Raw genomic sequence first — 24,975 nt, forward strand, 5'->3', positions numbered from 1 at the left:
TCGCGCTTGAGGCCGACGTTTTCACCGGGCCCCGCGACGCGGAAACCGCTCCCAGGCACCCCCCCCCCTGGTGCCGGGCCTGTCCGTACCTGGCTCCCCCAACTCGATTCATCAGCACCGATCCCGAGGACATCATGAAGAACCAGATCCGCGTCGGCGCCCTCGTTTTCCTGGGCCTGTCCATCGCCTACTACCTGTTCCACGGCCTCACCTCCGATGACGTCTTCGGCTGGGTCGGCTGGCAAATGGCCCTGCCGATCATCGGATTCACCATCGTCTCCATGGCTTTCGCCTTCACCGGCGACGGCATCATGTCCGCCCTGACCGGCAACAACAGCGCCGAATTCCGCAACGGCCTGATCGGCCTGGGCACCGTGCAGGGCATCAGCCACACCGGCGTCACCCTCAACGATCAGCCGCAGGTGCGGATCGATCTGCGGGTGGAGGGCGTGGACGGCAAGGTCTTCCCCTCGCACGCCAAGATGATCGTGCCGCTCACCGAACTGGCCCTGCTGCGCACCGGCGTGGTGCTGCCGGTGCGGTACCTGCCCGGCCGCACCGACCGGGTGGAGATCGACCACTCCGGTGACGCGGTCGCCGCCCAGGACGCCATGAACGCCGCGATGGTCCGCAAGGGCATCACCACCCCGGCCAAGCTCGACATCGCCCGCCGCGGCGTACCCGCCCAGGCGGTGGTCCGGTCGCTGTCGGTGCCCGGCGAGATCCGCGACGGTCACCCCCGCCTCGATCTCACCCTGCTGGTGACCCGCCCCGACGGCAGCATGTTCGAGGCCCGCACCGAGAAGTTCCTCCCGACCAGCCAGGTCGGCCAGGTCCAGATCGGCCGGGTGGTGCGGGTGCACTACCTGCCCGAGAACGAACAGGACCTGGTGATCTCCCTGCCCCTGAACGCCGCGTAACCGCCGCACCACCTGGCTCGAGCGCCGCAGGCCCCGCCCGCGGCGCTTTTCCGTGCGCGGATGACGTTGTGCGGCAGAGATATCTACCTCCTCAGAGGGGTATGCCGCCCACGAGGCCGTATCCGGCGCGGATCAGGGAGCCGTCGATCCCGAACTCGGCGCGCACCTCGTACAGGCCGAAGTGGGCCATCAGCAGCTCCGGCTCGGCGACGTACAGCACGGGCAGGCCGTGGTGCTGGAAGTAGCCGACGATCATCTCCCGCATCACCTGGTAGCGGTTGGCGGGGTCGGTGAGGGGATTCACCACGTCCGCGGCGTGCTCGATCACCTGGCAGGCGATATCCGGATCGCTCGGGGAGACTTCGACATTCGGGTCCGTCACCGCGTAACAGGCATAGCCCGCGCGGCCGGGGCGGCGGTAGTACTGCAGTCCCCGCCCGCCCCCCAGCCGGACCGCGGCCGTCGCCAGCAGCGTCGCCAGATTGCGGGCGACCGGCGCGGACGACAGGTCCACTCGGTCCGTGCTCAACTGCGGCGCACCGTGTTCGACGGCCAGCGCGCGCACCGCGGCGCTGCCCGCCCAGTCGGCCGGCGCCCAGGTCCACGTCTCGGTCTCGGGGTCGAAGTGGCCGATCTCCGCGCCCCGCGGCTCCGCGTCGAACAGCGCGGGATCACCGTAGCCCGGTGTGTCCCCGCGATGGCCGGCCACGATCGGCACCGCGGGCGCGAGTGCGGCGAGCAGCGCGTCCGGTACGAAAGGCGTTCCGCGCCGGTCGGGTTGGCTCGGGGCGGGGGACGGCGCGAACGCCCGGCCGTCCGGGCCGAAGACCGCGACGTCGGCGATGGTGTCCCACTCGTCGATCTCGAACGCGAGGCGATAGTCCCCCGGCAGGGTCAGCTCGGCGATCTCGGGTGCGGGCGCGACGCGCACGGGCAGCCCGCGCCCGTGCGCGTAGCCGCTGATCACCGCGCGCGCACCGCCGCCGGGCAGCAGCTCCGCCGCGATGCGCAGGATCGAACCCGTCTGCGCCGGGTCGGGTTCGGCGCGGGTCACGCTCTCGTCGTCGGTCACCAGATAGGTGTAGGCCCGGCCGCCGTGATTGAACTTCGTCATGCCCCGCGCGCCGAGCGCGCCCATGCAGATGAGGGCGAGGTGATCGGCGGCCAGCTTCGGGTCGTGGAAGCCGCCCAGATCCACCAGTTCGGTGGTGAACTCCGGAATGTCGTGCCGCAGCCCGATGTCCCGCAGCCGCGCCGAGTGTTCGGCCCCCGGCCTGCCCGCGGTGTCGGGCTTGGCCCAGGTCCACATGAAGGTCAGGTCCTCGGCGAAACTCCCCAGTTGCCCCGAGCGCGTGAACTCGCGCTCCCCGATGCGCGCGATCCCGGTGATCACGCTGCACCCGGTCCGGCCCGGCGGAATCTGCCCGGAAAACCACATGTGCTGTTCTATCGCCCCGCCGAGTACCCCCCGTGCGAAGGACATTAGCGATTCGCTGAATGTGTCCACGTGGACGCAGACTAGCCGGACAGTCCGACGGGAATGCGCTCGAGGACGCCACCTGCGAAAACGTCGTAGAGCGGCAGGGTTTCGAGATGGACGTAGCCGATGTGGCAATCGCACTGCGCCAGTGGGCAGGCCCGGGGGCGCAGTGCCGCCCGATAGGTGCCATCGTAGAGATTGCCGAGTTCGGCGGGGATGAAATGACAGCGGCGCACGGTGCCGTCCCCGTCCACCGAGATCACCGATTCACCGGTCCGGCAGGGCATTCCGGCCGAGGCGTGCGGGTGGCGGCTGTAGCCGAACAGCGGATCGAGTTCGGTCCAGGCCGCGGCCTGCGCGTCGGTCAGCGGATGTCCCTCGGGCGCGTTGACCCACAGGTAGACGTGCGAGGGCAGGTCCGCGCGCAGCCGCCGGGCGGCGGGCAGGTGGTCGGGGAAACCGACGATGCCGACGCTGTACCGGATTCCGAGCCGGGCCAGCTCCGCGCATTTGCCGGTGAAGCGGTCGTAGGGCGTCTGATCCGGGTGGTAGGTGCACCACAGCGCGAGGGTGTCCGGATCCGCGTCGGCCAGCCAGTCGGTGCGGCAGCTCAGGTTGGTCTGGATCGCCACCCGCGCGACCTGGGGCAGCCGCGAGAGTTCCACGAGCGTGCGGCGATACCAGGATCTGACCAGGCCCTCGCCCCACGGGGTGAACAGGATCGAGAGCCGGTCCCCGCGCTGCTCGCCGACCCAGGCGGCGAATCGTTCCAGCGCGGCGCGATCCGCGCGCAACTGCTCGCGGGAGTCCCGGCGCTTGGCGAAGGGGCAGTACGGGCAGTCGTAATCGCAGGAGGCCAGCGGACCGCGATAGAGAATGGTCAGATCCACGGGCTCACTTCGCTTCGTAGGCCGCCATGGCCGCGTGTACCTCCGGGGAGAACAGCCGTGGGCCCAGGGCGTCGGAGTAGGCCAGTCCGTCGGCACTGAGCCGCAGCAGATCGGGACCGGTTCCCGTTGCGAGCCAGCCCAATTCCTCGAACTCGGCGAGCTCGGCCGGGAAGTGCTCGTGCGGGGTTCCGCCGAAACGCGCGCGATACTCGCTGATCTCCATGCCCTGGGCCTGCAACAGCGATTGCAGCAGATGTCTGCGCCGGGCCTCGTGCTCGTCCATCCGCCGGCCGACCTCGGCGCGCGTGAAATTGACCGTCTCGGTGTAGGTGTCGATGATGCCGCGCACCTCGCGGGTCTCCACGGCGTAGTCGAACGAATAGTGCAGCCCGGCGGTGTACGAGCGCGCGCCACAGCCGAGCCCGATCATGCCGTCGGTCTGGCACGCGTAGTCGTCCGGACCGCTCGCCGCCGCGCCGATCCGCCGGAACATGCGCATGGAGGTTTGTTCGTAGCCGTTGTCCAGCAGGTGATCCCGGCCGATCGCGTACAGGCGCAGCCGCTGCTCGTCCCAGTCGGCCTCGCTGCCGGGCTGCGTGCGGCCCAGTCCGGTCAGCGGCCGCACGTACAGCGGATACAGGTACAGCTCCTCGGGCCGCCACGCCAGCGCGGCGTTCAGCGAGGTCAGCCAGCTCCGCTCGGTCTGCCCGTCGATGCCGTAGATCAGGTCGATGTTCAGGATCGGAATGTCCACCGCCCGAATTCTTTCCAGCGCGGCCTCGACCTCGGCCCGGCGCTGCGGGCGCACCGCGGCCCGGGCCTCGGTGTCGACGAAACTCTGCACGCCGATGCTCAGCCGGGTCGCCCCGCGCTCGGCCAGTACCGCGAGCCGGTCGGCGGTGGCGGTAGTGGGCGAGGTCTCCACCGACAGCGCGATCTCCCGCAGGTCCGCGCCCATGCGCAGCTCGGCGATGTCGCAGAGCCGTTCCAGCTCACCGGCGTTCAGGAAGGTCGGGGTGCCGCCGCCGAACGCGGCGGCGGCGAATCGCACCGGTCCCGGGCCCAGCGCCGCCCGCACCGCGCGGGCCTGCCGCTCGAGCGCGTCGAGGTAGCGACCGGTCAGATCCTCGGGCGCGCCGACCCGGGTGAAGAGGTTGCAGAACCCACATCGGTACTCGCAGAAGGGGATATGGGCGTAGAGCGAGAGCGCGTCCTTGGGCTCGTCCGCCCACAGCTCCTCCAGCGCCGGCCGGTCCGCCAGCGGCCGGTACGCCGTCTTGTGCGGGTACCCGTAGACGTAGTTCCGGTAGGGCCGCGGCCGGGTGATCGTCCTCATGTGGCTGCCTCGAGAAAGAAGTGGGCGTAGGGCACCGTCCACACCGATTCGTGGCCGAGCCGGTGGCCGGTGAAACCGTCGTCGCCGTAGGCGGTTCCGTGATCGGAGCACACGATGGCGAAACAGCGCCGCCGGGCGCTGACCGCCGCGAACAGCCTGCCGATGTGCCGGTCCACGTATTCCAGTGCGGCGGCGTGGGTTTCCCGGGAGTCGCCGGCTTCGCGGGTGGCGCCCGGCAGATGGAACCAGTTGGGCTGGTGCAGCGCGGACACATTGACGAACAGGAAGAGCCTGCGCTCGGCGGGTAGCGCGGCGATGACCTGTTCGGCGCGCTCGATCTGCGCTTCGAAGGCGGCGGGCGCGGCGACCGAGAACTCCGGCTCCCAGTGGCTGTCCTGGAACAGATTCGGCAGGACCGAGCCGAGCGCGCCCTGCCGGTTGAAGAATCCGACCCCGCCCACGCACACGGTGCGGTAGCCCTCGGCCGCGAGCGCGGACACCAGATCCGGGGTGTCGTAGACGTAGGTGCGGCCCGCGGTGGTCTCGCTGCCCGCGAACCGCGAGGCGAACAGCCGCGGATGTGGGCCGGGCGAGGCGGGGGTCGGCAGGAAGCCGGCGAAGATGGCCTGGTGCGAGGCGTAGGTGAAACTGCCCGGCGCGTGCCGCCGTTCCCACTCGCCGTTCGGCAGGTGCCGGGCGAGATTCGGCAGTCGCCCGGCCGCGAGCAATTCGGCGGCGACATCGAAGCGCAGGGTGTCCAGGGTGACCAGCAGCAGATCGTCGCGGCCGATGACCTCGTTCATATCCGGCTGACCGGGGTGCGGGTTAGGCGCTGACACCTGATTCATTCCTCGTTCTGCGGGCCGTCTCGGTTCCGCGGGCTATCGCGTCGACCTGCGCATCGTAGGTGGTGCGGGTTTCCGCACCGCTACCGTCCAGACCGGTCAGTCCGGGAAGCAGATCGCCGAAGGCGTTGACCTCGCCGATCGCGAACCGCCGCCAGCCGACACCGGGCAGCACGTCCACCCCGACCCGCGAACAGCCCGGGAAGCAGGCCGCGGCCCGCTCGGCCAGGCGCAACACCTCTTCCCACCGCCCGCCCGCGGCTTCGATGGCCGCGCGCGCCGCGCCCAGATCCCCGCGCGCACCGCCCAGATGCAGATTGGTCAGCGGCGATGCGCTGGTGCGCAGTACCGCGTGGGTGGCCCGCCCGCCGATCACCACCACCCGCAGATCCGCGCTGCGCCCGTCCTGCGACGCCTTGGGCAGCCAGCGTTCGACGTGCAGGCCGTCGGGAGCGAGCGCGTCGACGATGGCGGCGACCTCGAGTTCGGTGCGGTAGCGGCGCACGCGCAGCGTGTTGAACAGTCGCCCGCGCTCGTCCCGCTGCACCGAGGTCACGGCCTGTACCCGGCCGCGCCCGGCGGTCTCCACCGCCAGGACCCCCGAGGCCGAGGAGCCGTGCGCGAGTTTGACGAAGACCCGGCGCAGCCCGGAATCGGCCATCAGGGCGCGGATCTCGTCCCAGCCGAGAACGGCCGTGGAGCCGGACGTCGGCGAGAACGGCACCGGCACACCGGCATTCGCCACCCGCGCGTGACACAGCCGCTTGTCGAACAGCACGGCGAGCTCGGCCGGATCATCGAGCAGCCGCGCGCCCGCGGCCCCGGCGCGTTCGCGCACCGAGTCGGCCGCCGCGCGAAACCCCGTGTACCACCGCGCGGTCCCCTCGACCCGGGTCGGATCGCTCACTCCACGCAGCATCCGCTCGACCTCCGGGTTCTCCCCCGGCGAATCGAAGCGCACCAGCTCCCCCGCCTCGAATTCGGCGCTCCCGCCGAGCACGTCGAGCCACGGCACCGGCCGGGCCGGCGGTAATCCGGCGCGGTGCACCGCGTCCTGGAACAGCGTGACGCGGCGGTTCTCCGGATTGCCGACGACGGCCAGGCGGGGTCCGGCGTTCACTCCGCCACGGCGGTGTAGCGCCGGAACCGAGAATCTTCCTCGTCCTCCTCGGTTTCGGCGCCGGTGAGATCCACGACGACCCCGGCCGGTTCGAGAGCGGCGGTGAGACGGGCGACCATCGCCGGGCCGATGAAGTGATGGTGCAGATCGAGCGCGCGCAGATGGGTCAGCGGCTGACCGGTGAGCAGCGCCTCCGCGCCCTCGTCGCCGAGGGTGCCCATCGACAGGTCCAGGGTGTGCAGCTGCGCCACGACCGGGGCAGCGGCGACCGCGACGGCGATCTGATCCTGAATCTCGCTGTTGCGCAGGCCGAGCGAGGTCAATTTCGGCAGGCGCGCGCCGGACAGGAACGGCTCCAGATCCGGCACCGCGGCGGTGGCCCCGTACCAGGAGGTGCCGAGCCACAGGTCGAGCTTGGTGAGCGCGGGGAACTCGCTCGCGCCGATGCCCCGCACGACATCCACACCGAGACCGCCGGTTTCCACCGTCAGCGACTCGAGGCGCGCGTGGGTGATCGGCGAGAACGACAGGTTCTCCCCGCCGCGCACGCCGAACTCGACGAGCTCGGGGTAGTTCTCCAGCAGCGGCGTCACATCGCACTGGTGGATCCAGGAGATCTCGTTCTCCTCGTAGGTGATGTCGCCCAGGAAGATCGCGCGCAACGCCGGGAACGACTCCCGCGCCGCGATCAGCGCCTCCACCACCGGCTCGGAATCCTCGTCGCCCTCGCCCCAGGTGCCCACGATCAGCGCGCGCACCGCCGTGGTCTCGACCGCCACGAGGAACCGCGCGAACGCCTCCGCCCAGGTCTCCTTGGAATCCCACGCCTCGATGGCGATTCGCCAGGCCGTGCGATCGGCGGCCGGCAGTTCGGCCGTGGAGGTGGCATCGGGGAAGTCGAACACGGGCAGCCCGTGGAACTCCTGCAGATGGGTGGAAATGGCCATATCGCGGGCTCCGTACGCCTGTTCGGTGATGGTGGTCGAGGTGCGCTGCCAGTTCTACCAAGCCCGCCCGACAGCCCGGGGGCGCGGCCCCGGCGAAATTCCCGGGCGCCGCGAATTGTCGTACCCCGCCCGTACTTTCGTGAACGTGCCGAAGCGCGGGGCGACGGCCGGGGAAGGGAAGAGCTCATGTTCCGTCAGGGAGACGTGCTGATCGCGCCGATCGCCGAGGAGTCCGTCGAGGCGCACGTACGGGCCGATTCCGGGCTGCCGCGCGACACCCGGGGCCGCATGGTGCTGGCGCTGGGCGAGGTCACCGGCCACGCGCACGCCGTCGCCGCGCCCGGCAGGCTGATTCGCGCCGGCGCCCGGACCCTCATGCATCTGCCCGAGGGCGGGCGACTCGTGCACGAGGAGCACGCCGCCATCGTGCTGCCCAAGGGCTGGTATCGCGTGGTGCGCCAGCGCGAGTATCTGCCCGGCGCCGTGCGCATCGTCGCCGACTGACCTACCCTGCTTCCGATTCACCGGCCACAGACGGGATTTCACATGCAACACATCGACGAGTGGCGCGCGGTCGCGGCCGCCACCGGTCCGGCCGACCGCGCCGCCGCCGAGGCCGCCGCGCGCCGGGCGTACCGCGCCGCCGGGCTCGCGGTGCCGACCCGCTACGTCTGGGTCGATTCGCCGCTGGCGGCCGTGCACGCCATTCGCACGCTGGAACGGCGCGGTGACTCGGTGCGCGACGCGGTGCGCACGCGGCCGTGGGCGGCCGAACGCGAGAGCGCGCACCGGGATCTGGGTCCCGGCGGCTGGGCCGAGTTGTGGAACGCGACCGGCGCGCAACTGTGGGACACCACGCGCACTCTCACCGATCGCATTCGCGCGGGCGTGGTGGACGCGCTGCTCGGCCCCGCTCCCGAGGGCCGGCGCGACACCGCCGAGACCCGCCGGACGCGCGGCGCGGCGGTGAGCGAGATTCGCGGAATCCTGCTCGACGCCGTCCTGGGACAGCACGACGCGCCGTGGCTGGTGGCGTTCCACGAGCGCGGCGAACGGCTGGCCCCGCTCGCGGATCTGGCGCGAAACACGGGCTGGTGGTGGCCCTTCGAACACGTGGTGGTCTTCAGCGAGCGCCCGGTGCGCCTGCGCCGCGACGAGGCGGGCCGCCTGCACAGCGAGGACGGCCCGGCCCTGCGCTACGCCGACGGCTTCACCCCGGCGGCCTGGCACGGCATGCCCGTGCCCGACGGCTTCTTCGACGAACTGGCGTCCCTGACCCCCGCGCGCATCCGCGCCGAGTCCAACGCCGAACTGCGCCGCGTCATGCTCGAGCACTTCGGCTACGACCGGTACCTCGCCGAGTCCAACGCCGAGCCGGTCCATCGGGACGAGACCGGAATCCTCTGGCGCATACCGCTGTCCGACGACGAGGACGTGGCGATGGTCGAGGTCGTCAACAGCACCCCCGAGCCCGACGGCTCCTTCAACACCTACTGGCTCCGCGTGCCCCCGGACACGACGACCGCCAAGCAGGGCGTCGCCTGGACCTTCGGTCTCGAGGCCGACGAGTACGAGCCGCTGCGCCAGACCTGACGCCCGCTCACGTCGCCGGAATAGCCCGGTCCACCAGGGTTTTCACCAGTTCGGCGGCGCGCTTCTCGTCGAAGATGCCGGGCAGGGTCAGGCGATCCAGGATCAGCCAGTTCAAGGCCAGATAGAGCATCACCACCGCCTCCTCGTCGCCGGGCAGCGCCGAATCGCGGTAGTTGGCGATATTGAAATCCAGGTCCGCGCGCACCCGTTCGGTCAGCAGCGCCTGGAGTTCGGGGCGGCGGGTGGCCTCGAGCCGCAACTCCAGAATCGCGAGATATCCGGTGCGGAACTGGGACACCCGCTCGACCACCTCCGTCATGAGTTCGGTCATGGACTCGCGCGTCTGCGGGCCACGCGATTTCGCCATGGCCTCCTCACCGGGGATGAGCCGCTCGTAATAGCGGTTCCCGACCTGCACCAGCAGCGCGTCCCGGCCCGGGAAGTAATTGGACGCCGTCCCCGCGGGCACCTCGGCCTCCTTGTCCACGGCCCGGAACGTGAGCCCGCGGGCCCCTTCCCGGGCCAGGACCTCGATCGACGCGTCCAGCAGGGCCTGCCGTCGCTCGGGATTCGTCCGAACCACTTGACACCACTCCATCCGTAGTACTACGTTTCAGTCAGTTCACGCAGAGTACTACATCTGAGGCGGTAACATGCGAAAGCAGCACAGCACCTTCCCCGCGCAGCTCGCTCACCAGCGCCGGCAGGTTCGCCCGCTACCCCCGCGCAGCACCCGGAACGTCATGCCGCGACCGGGCAGGAACGGTTCGCGCTAGCGCCGGACGATTCGAACGGCGGAGCAGCCCACCACGATTGCCGATCGGTAACGGGCATCTCGCGGACCCCGATGGACCGGACAGACGGGCCAGTCGGGGGTGACATCGACTACGACGAAGGATCAGTGCGATGAACTTCATCAACGGCGTTTCCAACGCGATTGCGCAATTCCTGATGGGCGCGCCCCAGGACGTCGTCGTCGGGTGGTTGCTGTACGCAATCGGTATGTAGCGCCACCGGTTCCGGCCCGGCGGCCCGCACCCTCGCGCGGGCGCCGGGGCCACGCGCCCGCGCCGGGCAGGGCGCGGGCGCACCGGTGTGGGGAGAATGCCGGACACGTCACAGCGATAGCGGGGAATCCGGCGAGGTGGGCTATGGTTGTGACTACCGAGTATTGATCTTGCATACTCCTTCCGTCGTGGATGTCTTCTCTTCGCGTCGGCCACGCAGCGCACTCAGCAAGGTACGGACGAACAGTCCTGTGACCGCTGCGGCTACTTCCGATGCTGAAAGGCACCCGTACTTCCTATGACGACTCCTCCCGTGTCCTTCGCCGCCCTCGGCGTGCGCAAGGCGATCGTCGCCGCCCTGGCGAAGAACGACATCAACGCACCGCTGCCGATCCAGGCCGCGACCCTGGCCGACAGCATCGCCGGGCGCGACGTGCTCGGCCGCGGCCGCACCGGCAGCGGCAAGACCCTCGCCTTCTCGATTCCGCTGGTCGAACGGCTCGCCGACGGCGCGGGCGCGACCGACCCGAGCCATCCGGTCGGCCTGATCCTGGCCCCGACCCGCGAGCTGGCGACCCAGATCGCCGCGGCGCTCGAGCCCATGGCCCGCGCCGTCGGACTGACCGTGACCACCGTCTTCGGCGGTGTGCCGCAGAACCGTCAGGCCCGGGCCCTCAAGTCCGGCGTCGACATCGTCGTCGCGTGCCCCGGCCGGCTCGAAGACCTGATGAAGCAGCGTCTGGTCTCGCTGGACGCGGTTCGCGTGACCGTCCTCGACGAGGCCGATCACATGGCGGATCTGGGCTTCCTGCCCGGCGTCACCCGCATCCTGGCGGCCACCCCGGCCACCGGGCAGCGGCTGCTGTTCTCGGCCACCCTCGACAACGGCGTGGACAAGCTGGTCAAGCGCTTCATGCGAAATCCGCTGTCGCACTCCGTCGATGAGGCTCACTCGCCGGTGCCGGACATGACCCACCACGTGTTCGAGGTCAGCGGCGGCGGCGACGCCAAGCGCGACCTGGTCTACGCCCTGGCCTCGGGCGAGGGCCGCCGAATCCTGTTCATGCGCACCAAACATCACGCGCGCCGGCTGGCCAAGCAGCTCACCGCGGCCGGTATCCCGGCCACCGATCTGCACGGCAACCTGTCCCAGGCCGCCCGCGATCGCAACCTGGCCCAGTTCGCCGCGGGCACCGCGCGCGTCCTGGTCGCCACCGACGTCGCCGCCCGCGGCGTGCACGTCGACGACGTGCAGCTGGTCGTGCACGTCGATCCGCCCGCCGAACACAAGGCATACCTGCATCGTTCGGGCCGCACCGCCCGCGCCGGATCCTCCGGCGACGTGGTCACGGTCGTTCTCCCCGAGCAGCGCAAGGACGTCGCGGTGCTGCTGCGCAAGGCGGGCCTGAACGTCAGCCCCGAGCGCGTGACCGCGCAGTCCCCCGCGGTGACGGCCCTGGTCGGCCCGATCGCACCCCTGGTCACCCCCGGAACCACCACCGGCGCAAGCGATTCCGACGATCGCGATGTCGCCGGCAACCGCGGCCGTCGCCGCGGCCCCGGCGGCGGGCAGTCCGCCCGCCCAGCCAAGGCCCGCCCGGCGGGCGGCGGACGCGGCGGTAACGGCGCGGCTCGCGGCACGGGCGCCGGCAACCGCGGCGCGAGCACCGGCGGCGGTCGCACCACCGCGGGCGCCGGTCGCACCGCTACCGGTGGTGGCCGCACCGCGACCGGCGGCGTGCGCAGCCCCCAGTCCGGCGAGCGTCGTGCCGCCGGTGCGGCCCGCTCCGACGAGCGCTCGGCCACCGCGACCCGCAGCACCGACGGCGCCCGCGCCCACGCGGGAGCGCCCCGCCGCCGGGCCTCGCGCCCGCAGTCGGCCGCCACCGGCGAGCAGCAGCGCCGCGGCACGCGCAATTACTGAGCGGCGCGCGTGAATTCACGCGCGCGGCACGCATGACAACGATCGGGCCCGGCATGTGCCGGGCCCGATCCGTGTTTCCGACAGCACCGCGGTGAATTGCCAGGCTGCCCAACCACTCCGGATACCCGGCCGGCGCTTGCTTCGGCCCCGGCTGCCCCGGTCGATTCCGTTGACCGCGGCTGCCTGGGCACGCCGGGGAAACCCCGCCGCGGCCACCCCGCCGCGTATACGTCGAGTTGTCCCGATGGGTTGGCGTGCGGTTCGACCGCGCACCGGGCCGTGCGCGAAGATGACCGGATGACCTCCGAGGATTCGGCACAGCGCCCGCCGGTGTCGAGTGCGTCGATTCTGGTGCTGACCCTGGCCCGCAGGGTCGAGACCGAACTCGCCGCCGCGCTCGCGCCGCTCGAGTTGACCGTGAGCCGGCTCGGGCTGCTGGGTCATATCTCCGGTGTGCCCGGGGCGTCGTTCAGCGACCTGGCTCGGATGTCGGGCACCAGCGTGCAGAGCGTGCACACCGCGGTGAAGGCTCTGGTCGCGGCGGGCCTGGTGCGCGACCGGAACGCGCGGGCGGGTTCGGCCTCGACCATCGAACTGACCGAGGCGGGCACGGCCCTGCTCGGCGACGCGCGCAAGGCGGTGACCGAGGTGGACGAGCTGCTCTTCGGACCCGACTCCGATCCCATCCTGCGACAGGTCGGCGCGGCGTTGCTGGCCGCCTTCGCCGGTTGGACAGCACCCTGAGCAGCGCCTACCGCAGCGGGGAGTGAATTCCGCCATATCCTTCAACCTTATTGAAGCTTGCGACTAAGCTTCAATGCACCTGAAGGATACTGGAGTTGGCCTTGCAGCATTTTCTGCTTTCGGTGCACGTGGTGGCGAGCATCGTCTTCATCGGCGGCTCGGCCGTCGCGACCAGTCTTTTCCCGCGCTACGCGCTCGTCACCGCGGGTGCGGATGCTACGGCGGACGAACCCTCGGAGCGCGATGCCGCGGTCGCCCGGCTGCTGCACCGCATCACCGGTAGGTACGCCGTGGCCGGGATCGCGGTCCCCGTCATCGGCATGATCCTGGCCTCGGTCCAGGGCCGCATGGGCGAAATCTGGATCACCGCGGCCATGGTCATCACCGTCCTGGCGGGCGTGCTGCTGGCCGTACAGATCCACCCGATGCAGAAGGAGGCCCTCGAGGCCCCCGACGACGGCACCCGCCTGCGCACCCTGGGCATGCTGGCCGGAATCTACAACCTGCTCTGGACGATCGTCGTGGTCCTGATGATCATCCGCCCCGGGTCCTGACCCGCGGCGCTAGCTCAGCGTCCGCTTCTCGATGACGGTCTTGAAGCTCGAGCCGTTGATGTCGAGGTACAGATCGCCCTCGGTGATGGAGAGCGACACCGTGTTTCGCCGCTCGATGGCCTCGACCGCCTTCTCGATGAAGTCCGGTTCGAAATTGACCAGCGTGATGTCCCGCGCCCGGTGAATCTTCTTGCCGCTGAGCTGCGCCAGCACCTTGGCCGGATCGTGGTGGGTGTAGACCGCGGTCCGATCGGCGAGCTTGCTGCCCCGGTGCACGCGGTCCGCGTCGGGCGAGCCGATCTCGATCCAGGCGGTCACCCGCCCGGTCAGGTCCCGGACCAGCACGGCCGGTTCCTTGGTCGCCGACACGCCGCCGTCGCTGAAGGCGATGCCCTCCTCGTACTCGAGGCAGTAGGCCAGCAACCGCGTCAGCATGAACTCGTCGTTCTCCGAGGGGTGCCGTGCCAGCCGCAACTCCAGATCCTCGTAGACGCCGCGATCGACGTCCGCGAGCTGAACGGAGAAGTTGAACAAAGTCGCGCTGAGGGCCATGAGAAAGAAAGCTTAGTTGTATCGCGCCGGTACCCCACGGGGGCATGGCCTCGCCTGCGAGAATCGGATCGTGAAGCGTGACGTCTCGGTTCTTCTCGACGTCGAGGTCCATGCCGAATCCCTGCTCGAATTCCAGATCGCGGTGGCTCATCAGCCCGGCGTCGAGGTGATCGAAACACTGAGCTTCGAACTCGGTGGCGTGCCACAGACCGCCAAGGAGGTGAGCGGGCCGCACGGGTCCCGGATCCACGTATTGCGCTGCGGTGCGGGCAATCTGCGGACGAACTACAGCGCGCGGGTCCTCGGCGCCGCCCGGCCGGAACCCGCCTCGGACTACGACCTCGCCCTGTACCTGCGGCCGAGCCGATTCGTGGAGTCGGACAAGATGCTCGGCTTCGCCGCCGCCGAGTTCGGCTGCGGCATAGACGATCCGGAGGTGCCCGGCCGGGTGGCGGCCTGGGTCGCCCGCCGCATCGGCTACCTGCCGGGCAGCAGCGCGCCCAGCGACAGCGCGGTGGACACCCTGCTGACCAGCAACGGCGTCTGCCGGGACTTCTCCCATCTCACGGTCGCGCTGCTGCGCGCGGTGGGCGTTCCGGCCCGCGTCGCCTCGGTCTACCCGCCCGGCTGCATGCCCATGGACTTCCACTCGGTCGCCGAGGCGTACGTGGGCGGCGGCTGGCAGGTGTTCGATCCCACCCGGCTCGCGCCGCGCTCGAGCCTGGTGCGCATCGCCACCGGCCGCGACGCCGCCGATATCGCCTTCCTCGGCAATCACGGCGGCGACATCACCGTCAACGGACTGTGGGTGCGCTCGTTCGTGGACGGCCCGCTCCCCTACGACGACCACATTCACCCGACGACGATCAATTGACCGGCGCCGGAACGGACCCCGCGTTAACGACGACGCGGCGACAGGGGATCTCCTTGCGAAACACTCGCTCGTCAGGGGCAGCGACGCGCACCGGGATCGCGAATCTATGGGAGGCAGCGTGCGATCGACCAACGAGACCAGGGCGGGAACCGCCGGGCGCGGATACCGCGGGGGCACAGCCGTCGCGGCGGCCCTGCTCATCGCGGCGACGGCCGTGCTGGGCACGGCGTGCACCGGCGAGGACACCGGCAACGGACCCGGCGCCTCGGAGAACGCCGCGCCGATGGGCACCGGCCAACCGGGACAGCCGAGTTCGTCCGGCGGCGGCGGACAGGATCAGGCCACCGTGCGCACGATCGGCAAGACCGGCTGGTACGAGGGCTTCGAGATCACCGTGGACAAGGCGACGGTGGTGCCGGACGAGTACGGCGGCGCGAAGATCCGCGTCGACATCACCTACAAGAACACCACGACCGACACCAAGACCCTGAGCGTCTACCCGGCGCTGCAGTTCGGCGGCGAGGTCGACGGCGGCGCCGGCTTCGACAATCCGACGGTGCCCGGCAAGGGCACCGCCACCGGCAGCGCGACCACCTCGATCCAGAAGCTCTCGGACCCCGGGCATCTCATCGACACCCTGACCCTGGTCTACGGCCAGGCCGCGGACAACCAGACCATCATTCCGCTCGCGGCGGGCGGCAAGGTGGTCAGCGTCGCGCCTGAGACCCTGAACGTCTCGGGCACCCTGACCCAGGATCAGACCACGGTGCAGATCACCGGCGGCACACTGACGCCCAGTTATACGAAGAACGAGAACGGGAAAATGGATCTCGCTCTGCGTATCACGCTGCGCGGCGGGTCCGGAATTCCCGACGGCGGCACGAATGTCTTCTACGACTACTTCACCATCAAGACGCCGGACGGGCAGTCCTTGCCCGCCGATATTCGCGGTCCGATCAATGAACTGCTCAATCGCAACGAAACCATCGACAACGCCAAGAATTACGTCGTCTTCGTGGTGCCGAGTCCGGCCGAGGGCGCCTATGTGGTGACCTACGACGCGACCAAGGGCGAGGGCTCCGCGCCCACGTTCGGTTTCACCATCGACTGACCGGCGGCGCGGGACCCCGACCGTCCCGCGCGGTGCCCGTCGCGGTCGGCCCGGCGATTCGCCGGCCCGGCCGCGGCGGGTCATCGCGGGTCCCGGCCGGCTCGCCGCATCGCACCGCCGAGTTCTCGGACCGCCCGCGCGCTCGCTCACGCCCGATTCCCTGACCAGGGCTCCGGAAAACCCACGGGGTGTTTACCGGGTCCTATGGTTAGCATCGGCGTTCGTGCGTGCAGATTCTCCCGGATTGCTCCGGGTACAACTGATCGCCCTTGTGTCGGGGGTTCTAGGAGTTCTACTGGCGGTGCTCACACCGCTGCTGCCGGTTCGGCAGGATCGAACGAGTGTGGAATGGCCACAGGCGCAGTCGGTCCAGGTGACCGCTCCGCTGGTGGATTTTGTTCCGCTGTCGCTGAATGCGAGTGTGCCGTGTACGGCCCTGCGTGATCTGGCCACCGGGACGGTGCTTTCCACCGTTCCGGCGAAGGCGCCGGGTGCGGCCGAGCAGGGCCTGATCGCACGAATCGAGTCGACGTCCGGGGCGGCACCCGAGGCCGCGTCCGAGACGAAGACCGAGACCGTGCGGACGCTGTCGGTGGTGGTGCGGGGAGTGCCACTGCTGAGCGCGCCGCTGTCGGAGATCCTCGGCGCCGAGGCCGCGAAGGCGGTCCCCGCGACAAACCCGGCCGGGCCCGCGGGTCTGCGCGGGCCGAACGGCAACGGCCCCGAAGGCGGTATGCCGCCCGGTAATCCGCCGCCGGGCGGCCCCGGTGGGCAGGGTGGACCGGGTGGACCGCCGCCGATCGGTGGCCCACCGCCCGGCAGCACCCCGCCGCCGGGTAGCACCCCACCGCCGGGCACCACCCCGCCGCCCGGGACCAAGCCGCCCGCCAATGCCGTTGCGCCCGCCGCGAATCCGCAACCCGCGCCCGCGCCGAAGTGCGCCGCGCTGATCCTGCGCTCGACCGCCACCGCCACCACCGTCGAGGTGACCGGCGTGACCCGAGCCGACGGTTCCCCGTTCGCGAAGACCATCGACGGTGACGTCCGCCCGCAGCTGGTCGGCGTCTACACCGATCTCGAACGCGCCGCACTCGGCGACGCGACACTGCACGCGGACATCGATTCCCGCTTCTCCTCGGCCCCCGGCGGCCTCAAGCTCGCCGCCATGATCGGCGCGCTGCTGTGCACCCTGATCGCCCTGATCTGCCTGCACCGCATCGATTCCGCCGACGGCAGGCGGGCGCGCCGCTTCCTGCCCGCGCGCTGGTGGCGGGTCACCCCCGCCGACGGCGTGGTCGGCGCCACGCTGGCGCTGTGGCATGTGATCGGGGCCAACACCTCCGATGACGGCTACATCCTGACCATGGCCCGGGTATCCGAGCACGCCGGTTACACGGCCAACTACTACCGCTGGTTCGGCGTCGCCGAGGCTCCCTTCGGCTGGCCGTACGAGGTGCTGGCGTATCTGACGCGGATCAGTGACGCGAGCGTCTTCCTGCGCCTGCCCGCGCTGTTCGCGGGCCTGCTGTGCTGGTGGGTCATCAGCCGGGAAGTGCTGCCGCGCCTGGGTTCCCGGGTGCGCGGCAGCGCGGCGGCCCGGTGGACGGCCGGGCTGGTGTTCCTGGCGGTCTGGCTGCCCTACAACAACGGCCTGCGCCCCGAACCGCTCATCGCCCTGGCCGCCCTGCTGACGTGGTGCTCGATGGAACGCGCCATCGCCACCCGCCGCCTGCTCCCGGCCGCCGTCGCGGTCCTGATCGCGGCGTTCGCACTGGCCGCCGGGCCGAGCGGATTGATCTGTCTCGCGGCGCTCGTCGCCGGTTCCCGACCGGTCCTGCACACGATCGTCACCCGGGTCCGCGCCGTGACCACCCCCGCCGGGCGGCCCCTGGCCCTGGCCGCGCTGCTCGCGCCGATCACGGCGGCGGGCACGCTGGTGCTGACGGTGGTCCTCGCCGATCAGACCGTGGCCACGGTGCTCGAGGCCACCCGCGTGCGCAAGCTCATCGGTCCCGACAAGTCCTGGTTCGAGGAGTTCTCGCGCTGGGAGACGCTGCTGTCACTGAACCCGGACGGTTCCCTGGCCCGCCGCTTCGGCATTCTGGCGATGCTGGGCTGCCTGGTGGTGTGCGCGCTGGTGCTGCGCGCCCGGGGCGGGCGGATTCCCGATACCGCACGCGGGCCGGTGGTCCGGGTGCTCGGCATCGTGTTCATGTCCCTGCTGCTCATGATGTTCACCCCCACCAAGTGGACCCACCACCTCGGGGTGTACGCGGGCCTGGCCGCCGCGCTGGCGGCGGTGACCACGGTCGCGGTGGGCGGCAGCGTGATTCGCGCGGGCTACAAGCGCGCGCTGTTCGCCGCGGGCGTGCTGTTCCTGCTGGCGGTGACCGCGACCGGTTCCAACGGCTGGTGGTACGTCTCCGGATACGGTGTGCCGTGGTCGAATCGGGCCCCGGAACTGGGCGGAACGGCGGTGTCGACGCTGTTCCTGATCGCGGCGGTGCTGGTGCTGGGCATCGCCGGCTGGCGGTACTACCGCGAGCCCTACCGACCCGCGACCGACCGCGGCCGTGCCGATCGGATGGCCATCCGCCCGCTGACCATCGCCGCGGCGGCCGTGGTGCTGTTCGAGGTGGCGTCCATGGCGCACGCCGCCTGCGCCCAGTACCCCGGGTATTCGGTGGCGCTGTCCAACCTGCGCGCGCTGACCGGCAAGCCCTGCGGCCTGGCCGAAGACGTTCTGGTGGAGACGAATACGACAGAGTCGCTGCTGCTGCCCTACACCGGCAAGCCCGCCGACGGACTCGCCGCGGAGAACATCGGGTTCACCGCCGACGGCGTGGGTGACCTCGTTCCCGACGGTCCGGACGGCGCTAGCCCCGACAGCGGCGCACCGGGTGGCCCGCCTGGCGGCGGCGCACCGGACAGCGGCGCCGGCGGCGGCCAGCGGCAGCCGGGTCCCCCGCCGGGCGGCCCCGGCGGTGCCCGTGGTCCCGGTGGCCCGAGCGGCCCCGGCGGCGAGCAGCCACGCACTCAGAAGGGGATCAACGGCAGCACCGTCGACCTGCCCTTCGGCCTGGACTCCGCCCGGACCCCGGTGCTGGGCAGCTACGCCTCCGGCGAGCAGCGGCCCGCGAGCCTGACCACCCAGTGGTACAAGCTGGATCTGGCCGCGGCGCACCAGGATTCCGCCTACCGGGTACTGGTGCTGACCGTGGCCGGGCGCATCGCCGCCCGGGCCGACGACGGCCGCGAGATCGAGGGTCAGCAGCTGCGCCTGGAGTTCGCGCACCGCGCCGACGACGGCACGGTCCGCCCCCTGGGCGATCTCACGCCCCCGAACATCGGCGGCGCGCCGGTATGGCGGAATCTGCCGATCGACCTGGATCGGATTCCGGCCGACACCAACGCGATTCGCCTCGTCGCCGGGACCGACGGCCTCTCGGACAAGGGCTGGCTCGCGGTGACCCCGCCCCGCCTGCCCAAGTTGTCGACGCTCAACACGGTGATCGGCAAGAACGATCCCGTGCTGGCCGATTTCCAAGTGGGCCTGGCCTTCCCGTGCCAGCGCCCGTTCCGGCACCGGGACGGCGTCGCCGAACTCCCGAGCTGGCGTATCCAGCCCGACAAGCTCAACGCCCAGGTCTCCACCCCCTGGCAGGGCCTGTCCGGCGGCGGTCCCCTCGGCTGGATAGATCTGCTGCTGCAACCCCGGACGGTCCCCGCCTACCTGGCGAACGACTGGACCCGGGACTGGGGCGAGCTCCAGCAGTACCAGTTCGTCGCCGATGCCAAGGCACCGCTGGCGAATCTGAACGTCGAGGTCGAGAACCGCTGGGGCTGGACCGAAGAGGAGCCGATCCGCACCGGCTAGCTCGGCAACACGAAAAGAGCCGCCGCCGTTCGTATATCGAACGGCGGCGGCTCTTTTCGTTCCGCTACAGCTGTCAGCGCCTACTTCGGCGGCTGCTGCCCCTCACCGGGCGGCGGGCCCTCGCCCGGCGGCGGGCCCTCGCCCGGCGGCTGGCCCTCGCCCGGGGGCTTCTGCCCGGCGGGCAGCGGCTTGCCGATCCGGGACGCCATATCCGGAATCATCCGCTTGGCCATCTGCTCCCAGTTGCCCCAGTTGTGCAGGCCCAGGCTCGGGAAGTCGTAGCTGACGTTGTCGTAGCCGATGTCGGCCAGCTTGGTCTGGAACGCCTTGGTGTTGGCCAGCGCGATGGCCTCCAGCGGCATGCCCAGGGTGACCGCGTCGAACGAGGACAGGTCCTGCGAGGCGGGCTGGGCGCTGCCCGAACCGATGTACAGGCGGGTGCCGTTGGCCTGCAGCTGCGCCGCGAAACCGTACGGGTCCAACCGCTTCCACTCCGGGCTGCCGGCGGCCGCCATGTTGTCGATGTTGTAGCCGCCCGCGGCGAGCATGGCCAGGCGCAGCGCCTCCCGCATGCCCGGCGCGGACATGTAGAGGTAGCCCGACAGCGACCCCGCGTAGACGAACTGCTCGGGGTAGTACGCGGCCAGCAGCAGCGCGGCGGACCCGCCCATGGACAGTCCGAACACGCCGTTGCGAGTCGTGCTGAAGCCCAGTCGATCCCGCAGCGCCGTCTTCAGATCCTTGGTCAGGAACGTCTCCCACTTGTACGTGTTCGACTTGCCCTGCTGATCGTCCCAGCCCGAGACCGCCGACCCGGAGTCCGAGCCGAGCAGCCCGCCCGCGTCGGTGTTGCCGAGAATGTTGCTCGGCTCCTTCCAGTCCGCGTAGAAGCTGGACTGCCCGCCGACCGGCATGACGACGTTTATGTTGAACTTGGCCAGCTCGGCGGGGATGTCGGTGTGAATCTCCCAGCCGTTCATGGTGCTCAGCGCGCGCTCGCCGTCGAGCAGGTAGACCACCCGATCGGTGTTGCCGTCGGCGGCGCGCACGATGCGCGTCTTGACCTGGCCCATGCTGGAGTCGACCAGGAAGTCGAAGGCCGCCGGATTCTCTTCCGCCGCAGCGGGAACCACCACTGCCACCGACGCCCCGAACGGTAGCAACGCGGCCACGGCGGCGCCGATGACGCTGCGCTTGACCCACCCTCCCCGGTATCTGTGTCGGCGCGAGCGCGCCCCTCGCACAGCTACGCCACCCATATCCTGTTATGCCTTTCCGTTGTGCGGCCCAGATTTCGGCCGCTCCCCACACCCACCCGCGCGTTGATACCGCGGCGGATCTCGCCGAGCAGCATAACGCGCCCCCGCGCGGGGTTCGCAATGAATACAGGGCCGCGTGAACCCGCCGCGGCCCTCGCCTCAGCCCGCGTGCGTCAGCGGGGTCCCGACGGTGAAACACGCGCTGCGCCCGTGCGCGTCCAGCCGGCCGTCGCCCCAGCTCGCGCTGCCGTACGCGTCGACCTCGATGGCGTATTCACCGGCGGGCAGGGATTCGGGGAGCGTGACCGATCCGTACGGCAGCGTGTCCACGAGTTCCAGGTACACGCGCTCGGGTTCGGGCGTCACCGGCACCAGGAAGATGCGCGCGTACTCGAGCTTCTTGTGCGCGTTCGCGGGCGACCAGCGCACGCCGATCTCCCGGTGCGCGGCGTCGGCGAATTCGATGGCGACCAGCAGTCCGGCGACCCCGTCGAGCTCCGCCCGATGATTCACGACTCTCCTCCTCGCGCACTCGCTCCGACGACCGGCCGGCCACTGGGCGCCGGCCCCCGGCGTTCCCGCTTCCACCAGGCTGGCACGCCCTCCCACGCGTGGCAACGCCGATACCGCGAACGCTATAGCGGCCGGGAAACAGACCGCTGATCCGCCGCGAGGTGAAACCCAGTTGTGGCTGAACCGGTACGCGCGGGACGAGTGAGTACGCGCGCGTGGGGAATTCATCAGGTACTCGATCCCGAGGCAACGACGCCGAGGATACGAAGGAGGCCGCGATGAACGACAAGTGCCACGACTGCTGGCGGCAGGAAAACCTCACCTTCGTCCAGCGCCTGGACCCCGCTTTCGCCCGCACCGGCCTGTGGCGGCTGTGCCGCAAGCACCAGGCCCTGCGCGACGAGCTCGCGGGTCGCGATCACGGCGAGCACGACAGCTCGACCGGCCGCGCGGCCTGATTCACCTCGATTCCGAACGCACCGAGTCGAGCAACCGGCGCAGCGCGGAGATGGTGTCCGCCAGCGCATTCGGCTCGGTGGCGTCGGCCAGCCACATGGCGGCCTCGTTCATGGCGCCGGACAGCAGATGGGTGAGCGGTGTGATCGGCTGCGGCGCGATCACACCGGTCGCCGCCAACTCGCTCAGCGCCTCATGCAGATGCCGGGCCGAGGCGCCCTCGTCCATGGCCCGCCACTCGCGCCAGCCCAGGACGGCCGGCCCGTCGATGAGCATGATGCGCTGGATCTCCGGATCGACGCACGTGGTCAGGAAAGCCTCGCACCCGGCGACCAGCTGATCCCACGGTTCGGGCCGGGCGTCGGCCGCCGCCGCGACCCGCTCCCCCACCTCGTCCTGTACCTCCTGCAGGACCGCCCGGAACAGCTCGGTCTTGCTGGCGAAGTTGTGGTAGAGCGCGCCCTTGGTCACCCCCGCCGCGGCGGTGATCTCCGAAAGGCCCACCGCGGCATACCCCTTCGCCGCGAAGAGCCGCCTGCTCTCGTCCAGCAGGGTGCGCCGGGTCTGTTCCCGCTGCCGGTTGCGCAGCTCGCTCGCCATCCCGAACCTCTCCGTTGACATACCGATGGAATGTCAGCTAGCGTAGCTCACGTACCAACGGTATGTGAACACGGGCGCGAAAGGCGAAACAGTGAAACTCAGCAGCTTCTACCCGGTTATCGGCACGACCCGGGTCGCGGAATCCCGCGACTTCTACACTTCGTGGTTCGGCTTCGACATCACCTTCGAAGCGGACTGGTACGTGAGCCTGCGCCGCACCGCCGACGACAGGACCTACGAGCTGGCCCTGCTCGATCCCACGCACCCCAGCGTCCCCGAGAAGTACCGCACCCCCACGCAGGGCCTGATCCTGAACTTCGAGGTCGACGACGTGGACGCCGAATGGGATCGCCTGGTCGTCCAGGGCGGACTCGCGGCCGAACAGGAGCTGCGCAGCGAGGAGTTCGGCCAGCGGCACTTCATCGTGACCGACCCCAACGGCCTGCTGATCGACGTCATCACCGAGATCCCGCCGGAGGGCGAGTTCGTCGAGCAGTTCGACGCCGAGTACTCCGCCGAGCGCTTCGGCGCACGCTGATCGCGCCCGCGCCGACAAAGGCGACCCCGCGCGGGCGGGGCCGCCTCCGAAGGAAAGACGATGCGCGCGTTGGCGAATCAGCTCAGGCGCAGTGCGTCCAGGATCATCGGCCGCGACGTCGCCAGGGCCTGCTGCCAGTAGGGCCAGGTGTGCGTACCCTGCCCGATATCCACCCGCGCGCCGATACCGAGCGCGTTCGCCCGGCCCCGGAAGATCTGGGCCGCGGCCATGGTCATGGTCTCGAGGCCCATGGCGTTGATGGTGTTGCCGAATCCGAAGCGCAGATCCGCGGGACCGGGCACGCCGTTGCCGGACCAGACGTAGGTCGGCAGTCCGCGTAGCCGCTCGGCCTGCACGGTGGCGTCGTTGCGCGCCCACGCCGGATCACCGGCCGGGCCCCACATGTCGTCCATGTTGAACCGGCCCTCGTCCCACATGGCCGCGCGCATGCCTTCGCTCCAGGCCGGGAAGGTCGGATTCACGTATCCGGAGAACGATCCCGCGAACTTGAACTGATCGCGATGATTGGCCGCCAGGATCAGGGCGGCATTACCGCCCATGGACGCGCCGACAATGGCGTTATTGGTGCGCGAAACCCCGTACTTCGCCAGGAAATTGGGGAGTTCCTTGGTCAGGAACGTCTCCCACCGATAGGTGGTGCCCTGCTTGTTCGTGCTGCTCGGGCGCCGCCAATCGGTATAGAAGCTGGAGTGGCCGCCGACCGGGAAAACCAGGGTGACATTGTCGCCCGCGAATTGGCGCAGGGCGTCGGTGTCGCTCACCCATTGGCTGTGGTCACCGGGCGCGCGCAGGCCGTCGAGCAGATACAGCGCCGAACTGCCGCCGCGCGCGGCCCACTGCACCTGCACCTTGATCGAGCCCATGCTGGAGGGAACCCAGAGTTCCTGGTAACCACCGGCCGGGGTGCGCAGCACCGGACCGTGCGCGGGTGCGGCCACCGCCGTGCCGATTCCGGCCGAGGAGACGAGAACGCCCGCCGCGAGCACGGTTCCGGCCCGATACGCCCACCCCCGGCCGCCGCGTGCCTTCCCGTTCCGAGTTGTCGTTCCCACCGGATTACCTCCTGCGTTATCCCCCGGTAAAAATACCGAATCCGACCGAATTGCGCTGTCGCTCAGCCCAATCTGTCTACTACACGCCAGAATTCGATAGTCCGGGGGTACCGCGGCGGCGCTATTGCACCGAGCGCTCCGACATTTGCGCCATGATCGCTGTCCCCACCCAGCGGCGCAGATATACCCGGAGTTCGTCATCGGTGCGCGGTGGATTTCCCGGGGAGACGAAGAAGGACTGCATGGTGCGCAGTGCGAATTCGACCAACCCGTTCAGCGACGGTTCGTCGTAGCCGAAACGTTCCCAGTCCACATCGAAGCGACCGATCATGTTCATGCCGAACTGTTGCGCCGCCTCGGAGGTCATCTCCTCGGGGTGCGCGTTGACCGAGGTGGGCGAGAGCACGATGCCCAGGTGCGGGGTGCGGCGCACTTCGGCGAGGGTGAAGACGATCGCCTCGGTCATGGCCTCGGCGGGATCGGAGATGCCGCGCACCTGCGCGGTGAGCCGGTCCAGGAAGCCGCTGACCGAGGCGATCGCCGAAGCCTGCATGAGCGCGGCGGCACTCGGGAAGTACCGGTACACGGTCTGCCGGATGACCCCGAGCGACTCCGCCACGTCGGCGATGCTGATCTCGGCCCCCGTGCGGCCGATCAATTCCACTGCCGCAGCGACGATTCGGCGTGATGCCTCGTCGTCGTTCTCCGGCGGACTCCCGCCCCACCCGCGCCTTCTCGCCACTGCCCGACGCTACCAGGGCC

The 24,975-nt window shown here is 70.2% G+C and carries 24 protein-coding genes; 11 read left to right on the forward strand and 13 right to left on the reverse strand.

Annotated features, from left to right (window positions below):
* Positions 1-134: 134 nt before the first annotated feature.
* On the forward strand, positions 135-920 hold the full coding sequence (locus ACWIGI_RS06515; protein WP_454201326.1) for a hypothetical protein: 786 nt from the start codon (positions 135-137) through the stop codon (positions 918-920).
* Between the two features lie 91 nt (positions 921-1,011).
* Here the strand turns inward: ACWIGI_RS06515 and ACWIGI_RS06520 are convergent, their stop codons facing one another.
* Genes ACWIGI_RS06520 through ACWIGI_RS06545 form a run of 6 tightly spaced genes read right to left on the reverse strand, consistent with a single transcriptional unit; the run spans position 1,012 to position 7,538 of the window.
* On the reverse strand, positions 1,012-2,403 hold the full coding sequence (locus tag ACWIGI_RS06520) for a DUF6882 domain-containing protein (protein ID WP_454201327.1): 1,392 nt from the start codon (positions 2,401-2,403) through the stop codon (positions 1,012-1,014).
* A 35-nt stretch (positions 2,404-2,438) separates the two neighbouring features.
* Positions 2,439-3,290, reverse strand: coding sequence for an STM4011 family radical SAM protein (locus ACWIGI_RS06525; protein ID WP_454201328.1), 852 nt, complete (start codon positions 3,288-3,290; stop codon positions 2,439-2,441).
* 4 nt (positions 3,291-3,294) lie between these two features.
* Positions 3,295-4,626: an STM4012 family radical SAM protein gene (locus ACWIGI_RS06530; protein ID WP_454201329.1), complete on the reverse strand. Its 1,332-nt coding sequence runs from the start codon at positions 4,624-4,626 to the stop codon at positions 3,295-3,297.
* Entirely contained in the window at positions 4,623-5,465 is an 843-nt protein-coding gene (locus tag ACWIGI_RS06535) for an STM4013/SEN3800 family hydrolase (RefSeq protein ID WP_454201330.1), read from the reverse strand. The genes ACWIGI_RS06530 and ACWIGI_RS06535 overlap by 4 nt, the downstream gene beginning before the upstream one ends.
* Positions 5,452-6,591: an STM4014 family protein gene (locus ACWIGI_RS06540; RefSeq protein ID WP_454201331.1), complete on the reverse strand. Its 1,140-nt coding sequence runs from the start codon at positions 6,589-6,591 to the stop codon at positions 5,452-5,454. The genes ACWIGI_RS06535 and ACWIGI_RS06540 overlap by 14 nt, the downstream gene beginning before the upstream one ends.
* Positions 6,588-7,538, reverse strand: coding sequence for an STM4015 family protein (locus ACWIGI_RS06545; protein ID WP_454201332.1), 951 nt, complete (start codon positions 7,536-7,538; stop codon positions 6,588-6,590). The genes ACWIGI_RS06540 and ACWIGI_RS06545 overlap by 4 nt, the downstream gene beginning before the upstream one ends.
* 186 nt (positions 7,539-7,724) lie before the next feature.
* Between ACWIGI_RS06545 and ACWIGI_RS06550 the strand changes: the two genes are divergently transcribed.
* On the forward strand, positions 7,725-8,042 hold the full coding sequence (locus ACWIGI_RS06550) for a hypothetical protein (protein ID WP_454201333.1): 318 nt from the start codon (positions 7,725-7,727) through the stop codon (positions 8,040-8,042).
* A gap of 42 nt (positions 8,043-8,084) precedes the next feature.
* The gene (locus tag ACWIGI_RS06555) at positions 8,085-9,131 is read left to right on the forward strand and encodes a DUF6745 domain-containing protein (protein ID WP_454201334.1); all 1,047 of its coding nucleotides are present in this window, start codon (positions 8,085-8,087) and stop codon (positions 9,129-9,131) included.
* A 7-nt stretch (positions 9,132-9,138) separates the two neighbouring features.
* On the opposite strand, the gene ACWIGI_RS06560 is transcribed toward ACWIGI_RS06555, so the two are convergent.
* On the reverse strand, positions 9,139-9,714 hold the full coding sequence (locus ACWIGI_RS06560) for a TetR/AcrR family transcriptional regulator (protein WP_454201335.1): 576 nt from the start codon (positions 9,712-9,714) through the stop codon (positions 9,139-9,141).
* A 722-nt stretch (positions 9,715-10,436) separates the two neighbouring features.
* Here ACWIGI_RS06560 and ACWIGI_RS06565 point away from each other — a divergent pair.
* The 3 genes from ACWIGI_RS06565 (at position 10,437) to ACWIGI_RS06575 (ending at position 13,360) form a co-directional block, all read left to right on the forward strand.
* Positions 10,437-12,062: a DEAD/DEAH box helicase gene (locus ACWIGI_RS06565; protein WP_454201336.1), complete on the forward strand. Its 1,626-nt coding sequence runs from the start codon at positions 10,437-10,439 to the stop codon at positions 12,060-12,062.
* A gap of 297 nt (positions 12,063-12,359) precedes the next feature.
* The gene (locus ACWIGI_RS06570) at positions 12,360-12,806 is read left to right on the forward strand and encodes a MarR family winged helix-turn-helix transcriptional regulator (protein ID WP_454201337.1); all 447 of its coding nucleotides are present in this window, start codon (positions 12,360-12,362) and stop codon (positions 12,804-12,806) included.
* A gap of 95 nt (positions 12,807-12,901) precedes the next feature.
* Positions 12,902-13,360, forward strand: a complete 459-nt coding sequence (locus ACWIGI_RS06575; RefSeq protein ID WP_454201338.1) for a hypothetical protein — start codon at positions 12,902-12,904, stop codon at positions 13,358-13,360.
* 9 nt (positions 13,361-13,369) lie between these two features.
* Here ACWIGI_RS06575 and ACWIGI_RS06580 read toward each other — a convergent pair whose 3' ends face one another.
* Positions 13,370-13,912, reverse strand: coding sequence for a YaeQ family protein (locus tag ACWIGI_RS06580; protein ID WP_454201339.1), 543 nt, complete (start codon positions 13,910-13,912; stop codon positions 13,370-13,372).
* A gap of 70 nt (positions 13,913-13,982) precedes the next feature.
* Between ACWIGI_RS06580 and ACWIGI_RS06585 the strand changes: the two genes are divergently transcribed.
* The 3 genes from ACWIGI_RS06585 to ACWIGI_RS06595 all read left to right on the forward strand — a co-directional run bounded on the left by ACWIGI_RS06585 (position 13,983) and on the right by ACWIGI_RS06595 (position 19,774).
* Entirely contained in the window at positions 13,983-14,786 is an 804-nt protein-coding gene (locus ACWIGI_RS06585; protein WP_454201340.1) for a transglutaminase-like domain-containing protein, read from the forward strand.
* Between the two features lie 118 nt (positions 14,787-14,904).
* Entirely contained in the window at positions 14,905-15,897 is a 993-nt protein-coding gene (locus ACWIGI_RS06590) for a hypothetical protein (RefSeq protein ID WP_454201341.1), read from the forward strand.
* A gap of 301 nt (positions 15,898-16,198) precedes the next feature.
* Entirely contained in the window at positions 16,199-19,774 is a 3,576-nt protein-coding gene (locus ACWIGI_RS06595; RefSeq protein WP_454201342.1) for an arabinosyltransferase domain-containing protein, read from the forward strand.
* An 80-nt stretch (positions 19,775-19,854) separates the two neighbouring features.
* Here the strand turns inward: ACWIGI_RS06595 and ACWIGI_RS06600 are convergent, their stop codons facing one another.
* Together ACWIGI_RS06600 and ACWIGI_RS06605 are read right to left on the reverse strand one after the other, a co-directional pair.
* Positions 19,855-21,033, reverse strand: coding sequence for an alpha/beta hydrolase (locus ACWIGI_RS06600; RefSeq protein ID WP_454201343.1), 1,179 nt, complete (start codon positions 21,031-21,033; stop codon positions 19,855-19,857).
* Positions 21,034-21,192: 159 nt separating this feature from the next.
* Positions 21,193-21,546, reverse strand: a complete 354-nt coding sequence (locus tag ACWIGI_RS06605) for a hypothetical protein (RefSeq protein WP_454201344.1) — start codon at positions 21,544-21,546, stop codon at positions 21,193-21,195.
* Positions 21,547-21,824: 278 nt separating this feature from the next.
* Between ACWIGI_RS06605 and ACWIGI_RS06610 the strand changes: the two genes are divergently transcribed.
* Positions 21,825-22,004, forward strand: a complete 180-nt coding sequence (locus tag ACWIGI_RS06610) for a hypothetical protein (RefSeq protein ID WP_354987925.1) — start codon at positions 21,825-21,827, stop codon at positions 22,002-22,004.
* 1 nt (position 22,005) lies between these two features.
* Here ACWIGI_RS06610 and ACWIGI_RS06615 read toward each other — a convergent pair whose 3' ends face one another.
* Positions 22,006-22,623 carry a TetR/AcrR family transcriptional regulator gene (locus ACWIGI_RS06615; RefSeq protein WP_454201345.1) on the reverse strand — a complete coding sequence of 206 codons (618 nt, stop codon included), beginning with the start codon at positions 22,621-22,623 and terminating at the stop codon, positions 22,006-22,008.
* A 70-nt stretch (positions 22,624-22,693) separates the two neighbouring features.
* Here ACWIGI_RS06615 and ACWIGI_RS06620 point away from each other — a divergent pair, with 70 nt between their 5' ends.
* Positions 22,694-23,140, forward strand: coding sequence for a VOC family protein (locus ACWIGI_RS06620; RefSeq protein WP_454201346.1), 447 nt, complete (start codon positions 22,694-22,696; stop codon positions 23,138-23,140).
* Positions 23,141-23,217: 77 nt separating this feature from the next.
* On the opposite strand, the gene ACWIGI_RS06625 is transcribed toward ACWIGI_RS06620, so the two are convergent.
* The gene (locus ACWIGI_RS06625; protein ID WP_454201347.1) at positions 23,218-24,213 is read right to left on the reverse strand and encodes an alpha/beta hydrolase; all 996 of its coding nucleotides are present in this window, start codon (positions 24,211-24,213) and stop codon (positions 23,218-23,220) included.
* Positions 24,214-24,334: 121 nt separating this feature from the next.
* On the reverse strand, positions 24,335-24,955 hold the full coding sequence (locus ACWIGI_RS06630; RefSeq protein ID WP_454201348.1) for a TetR/AcrR family transcriptional regulator: 621 nt from the start codon (positions 24,953-24,955) through the stop codon (positions 24,335-24,337).
* Between the last annotated feature and the right edge of the window lie 20 nt (positions 24,956-24,975).

Source organism: Nocardia sp. NPDC055321, from assembly GCF_053645575.1.

Coding starts and splice junctions, on each gene's coding strand:
- ACWIGI_RS06515 (WP_454201326.1), top strand. CDS start 135: ATGAAGAACCAGATCCGCGTCGGCGCCCTCGTTTTCCTGGGCCTGTCC.
- ACWIGI_RS06550 (WP_454201333.1), top strand. CDS start 7,725: ATGTTCCGTCAGGGAGACGTGCTGATCGCGCCGATCGCCGAGGAGTCC.
- ACWIGI_RS06580 (WP_454201339.1), bottom strand. CDS start 13,912: ATGGCCCTCAGCGCGACTTTGTTCAACTTCTCCGTTCAGCTCGCGGAC.
- ACWIGI_RS06555 (WP_454201334.1), top strand. CDS start 8,085: ATGCAACACATCGACGAGTGGCGCGCGGTCGCGGCCGCCACCGGTCCG.
- ACWIGI_RS06530 (WP_454201329.1), bottom strand. CDS start 4,626: ATGAGGACGATCACCCGGCCGCGGCCCTACCGGAACTACGTCTACGGG.
- ACWIGI_RS06600 (WP_454201343.1), bottom strand. CDS start 21,033: ATGGGTGGCGTAGCTGTGCGAGGGGCGCGCTCGCGCCGACACAGATAC.
- ACWIGI_RS06545 (WP_454201332.1), bottom strand. CDS start 7,538: ATGGCCATTTCCACCCATCTGCAGGAGTTCCACGGGCTGCCCGTGTTC.
- ACWIGI_RS06565 (WP_454201336.1), top strand. CDS start 10,437: ATGACGACTCCTCCCGTGTCCTTCGCCGCCCTCGGCGTGCGCAAGGCG.
- ACWIGI_RS06615 (WP_454201345.1), bottom strand. CDS start 22,623: ATGTCAACGGAGAGGTTCGGGATGGCGAGCGAGCTGCGCAACCGGCAG.
- ACWIGI_RS06610 (WP_354987925.1), top strand. CDS start 21,825: ATGAACGACAAGTGCCACGACTGCTGGCGGCAGGAAAACCTCACCTTC.
- ACWIGI_RS06520 (WP_454201327.1), bottom strand. CDS start 2,403: ATGTCCTTCGCACGGGGGGTACTCGGCGGGGCGATAGAACAGCACATG.
- ACWIGI_RS06570 (WP_454201337.1), top strand. CDS start 12,360: ATGACCTCCGAGGATTCGGCACAGCGCCCGCCGGTGTCGAGTGCGTCG.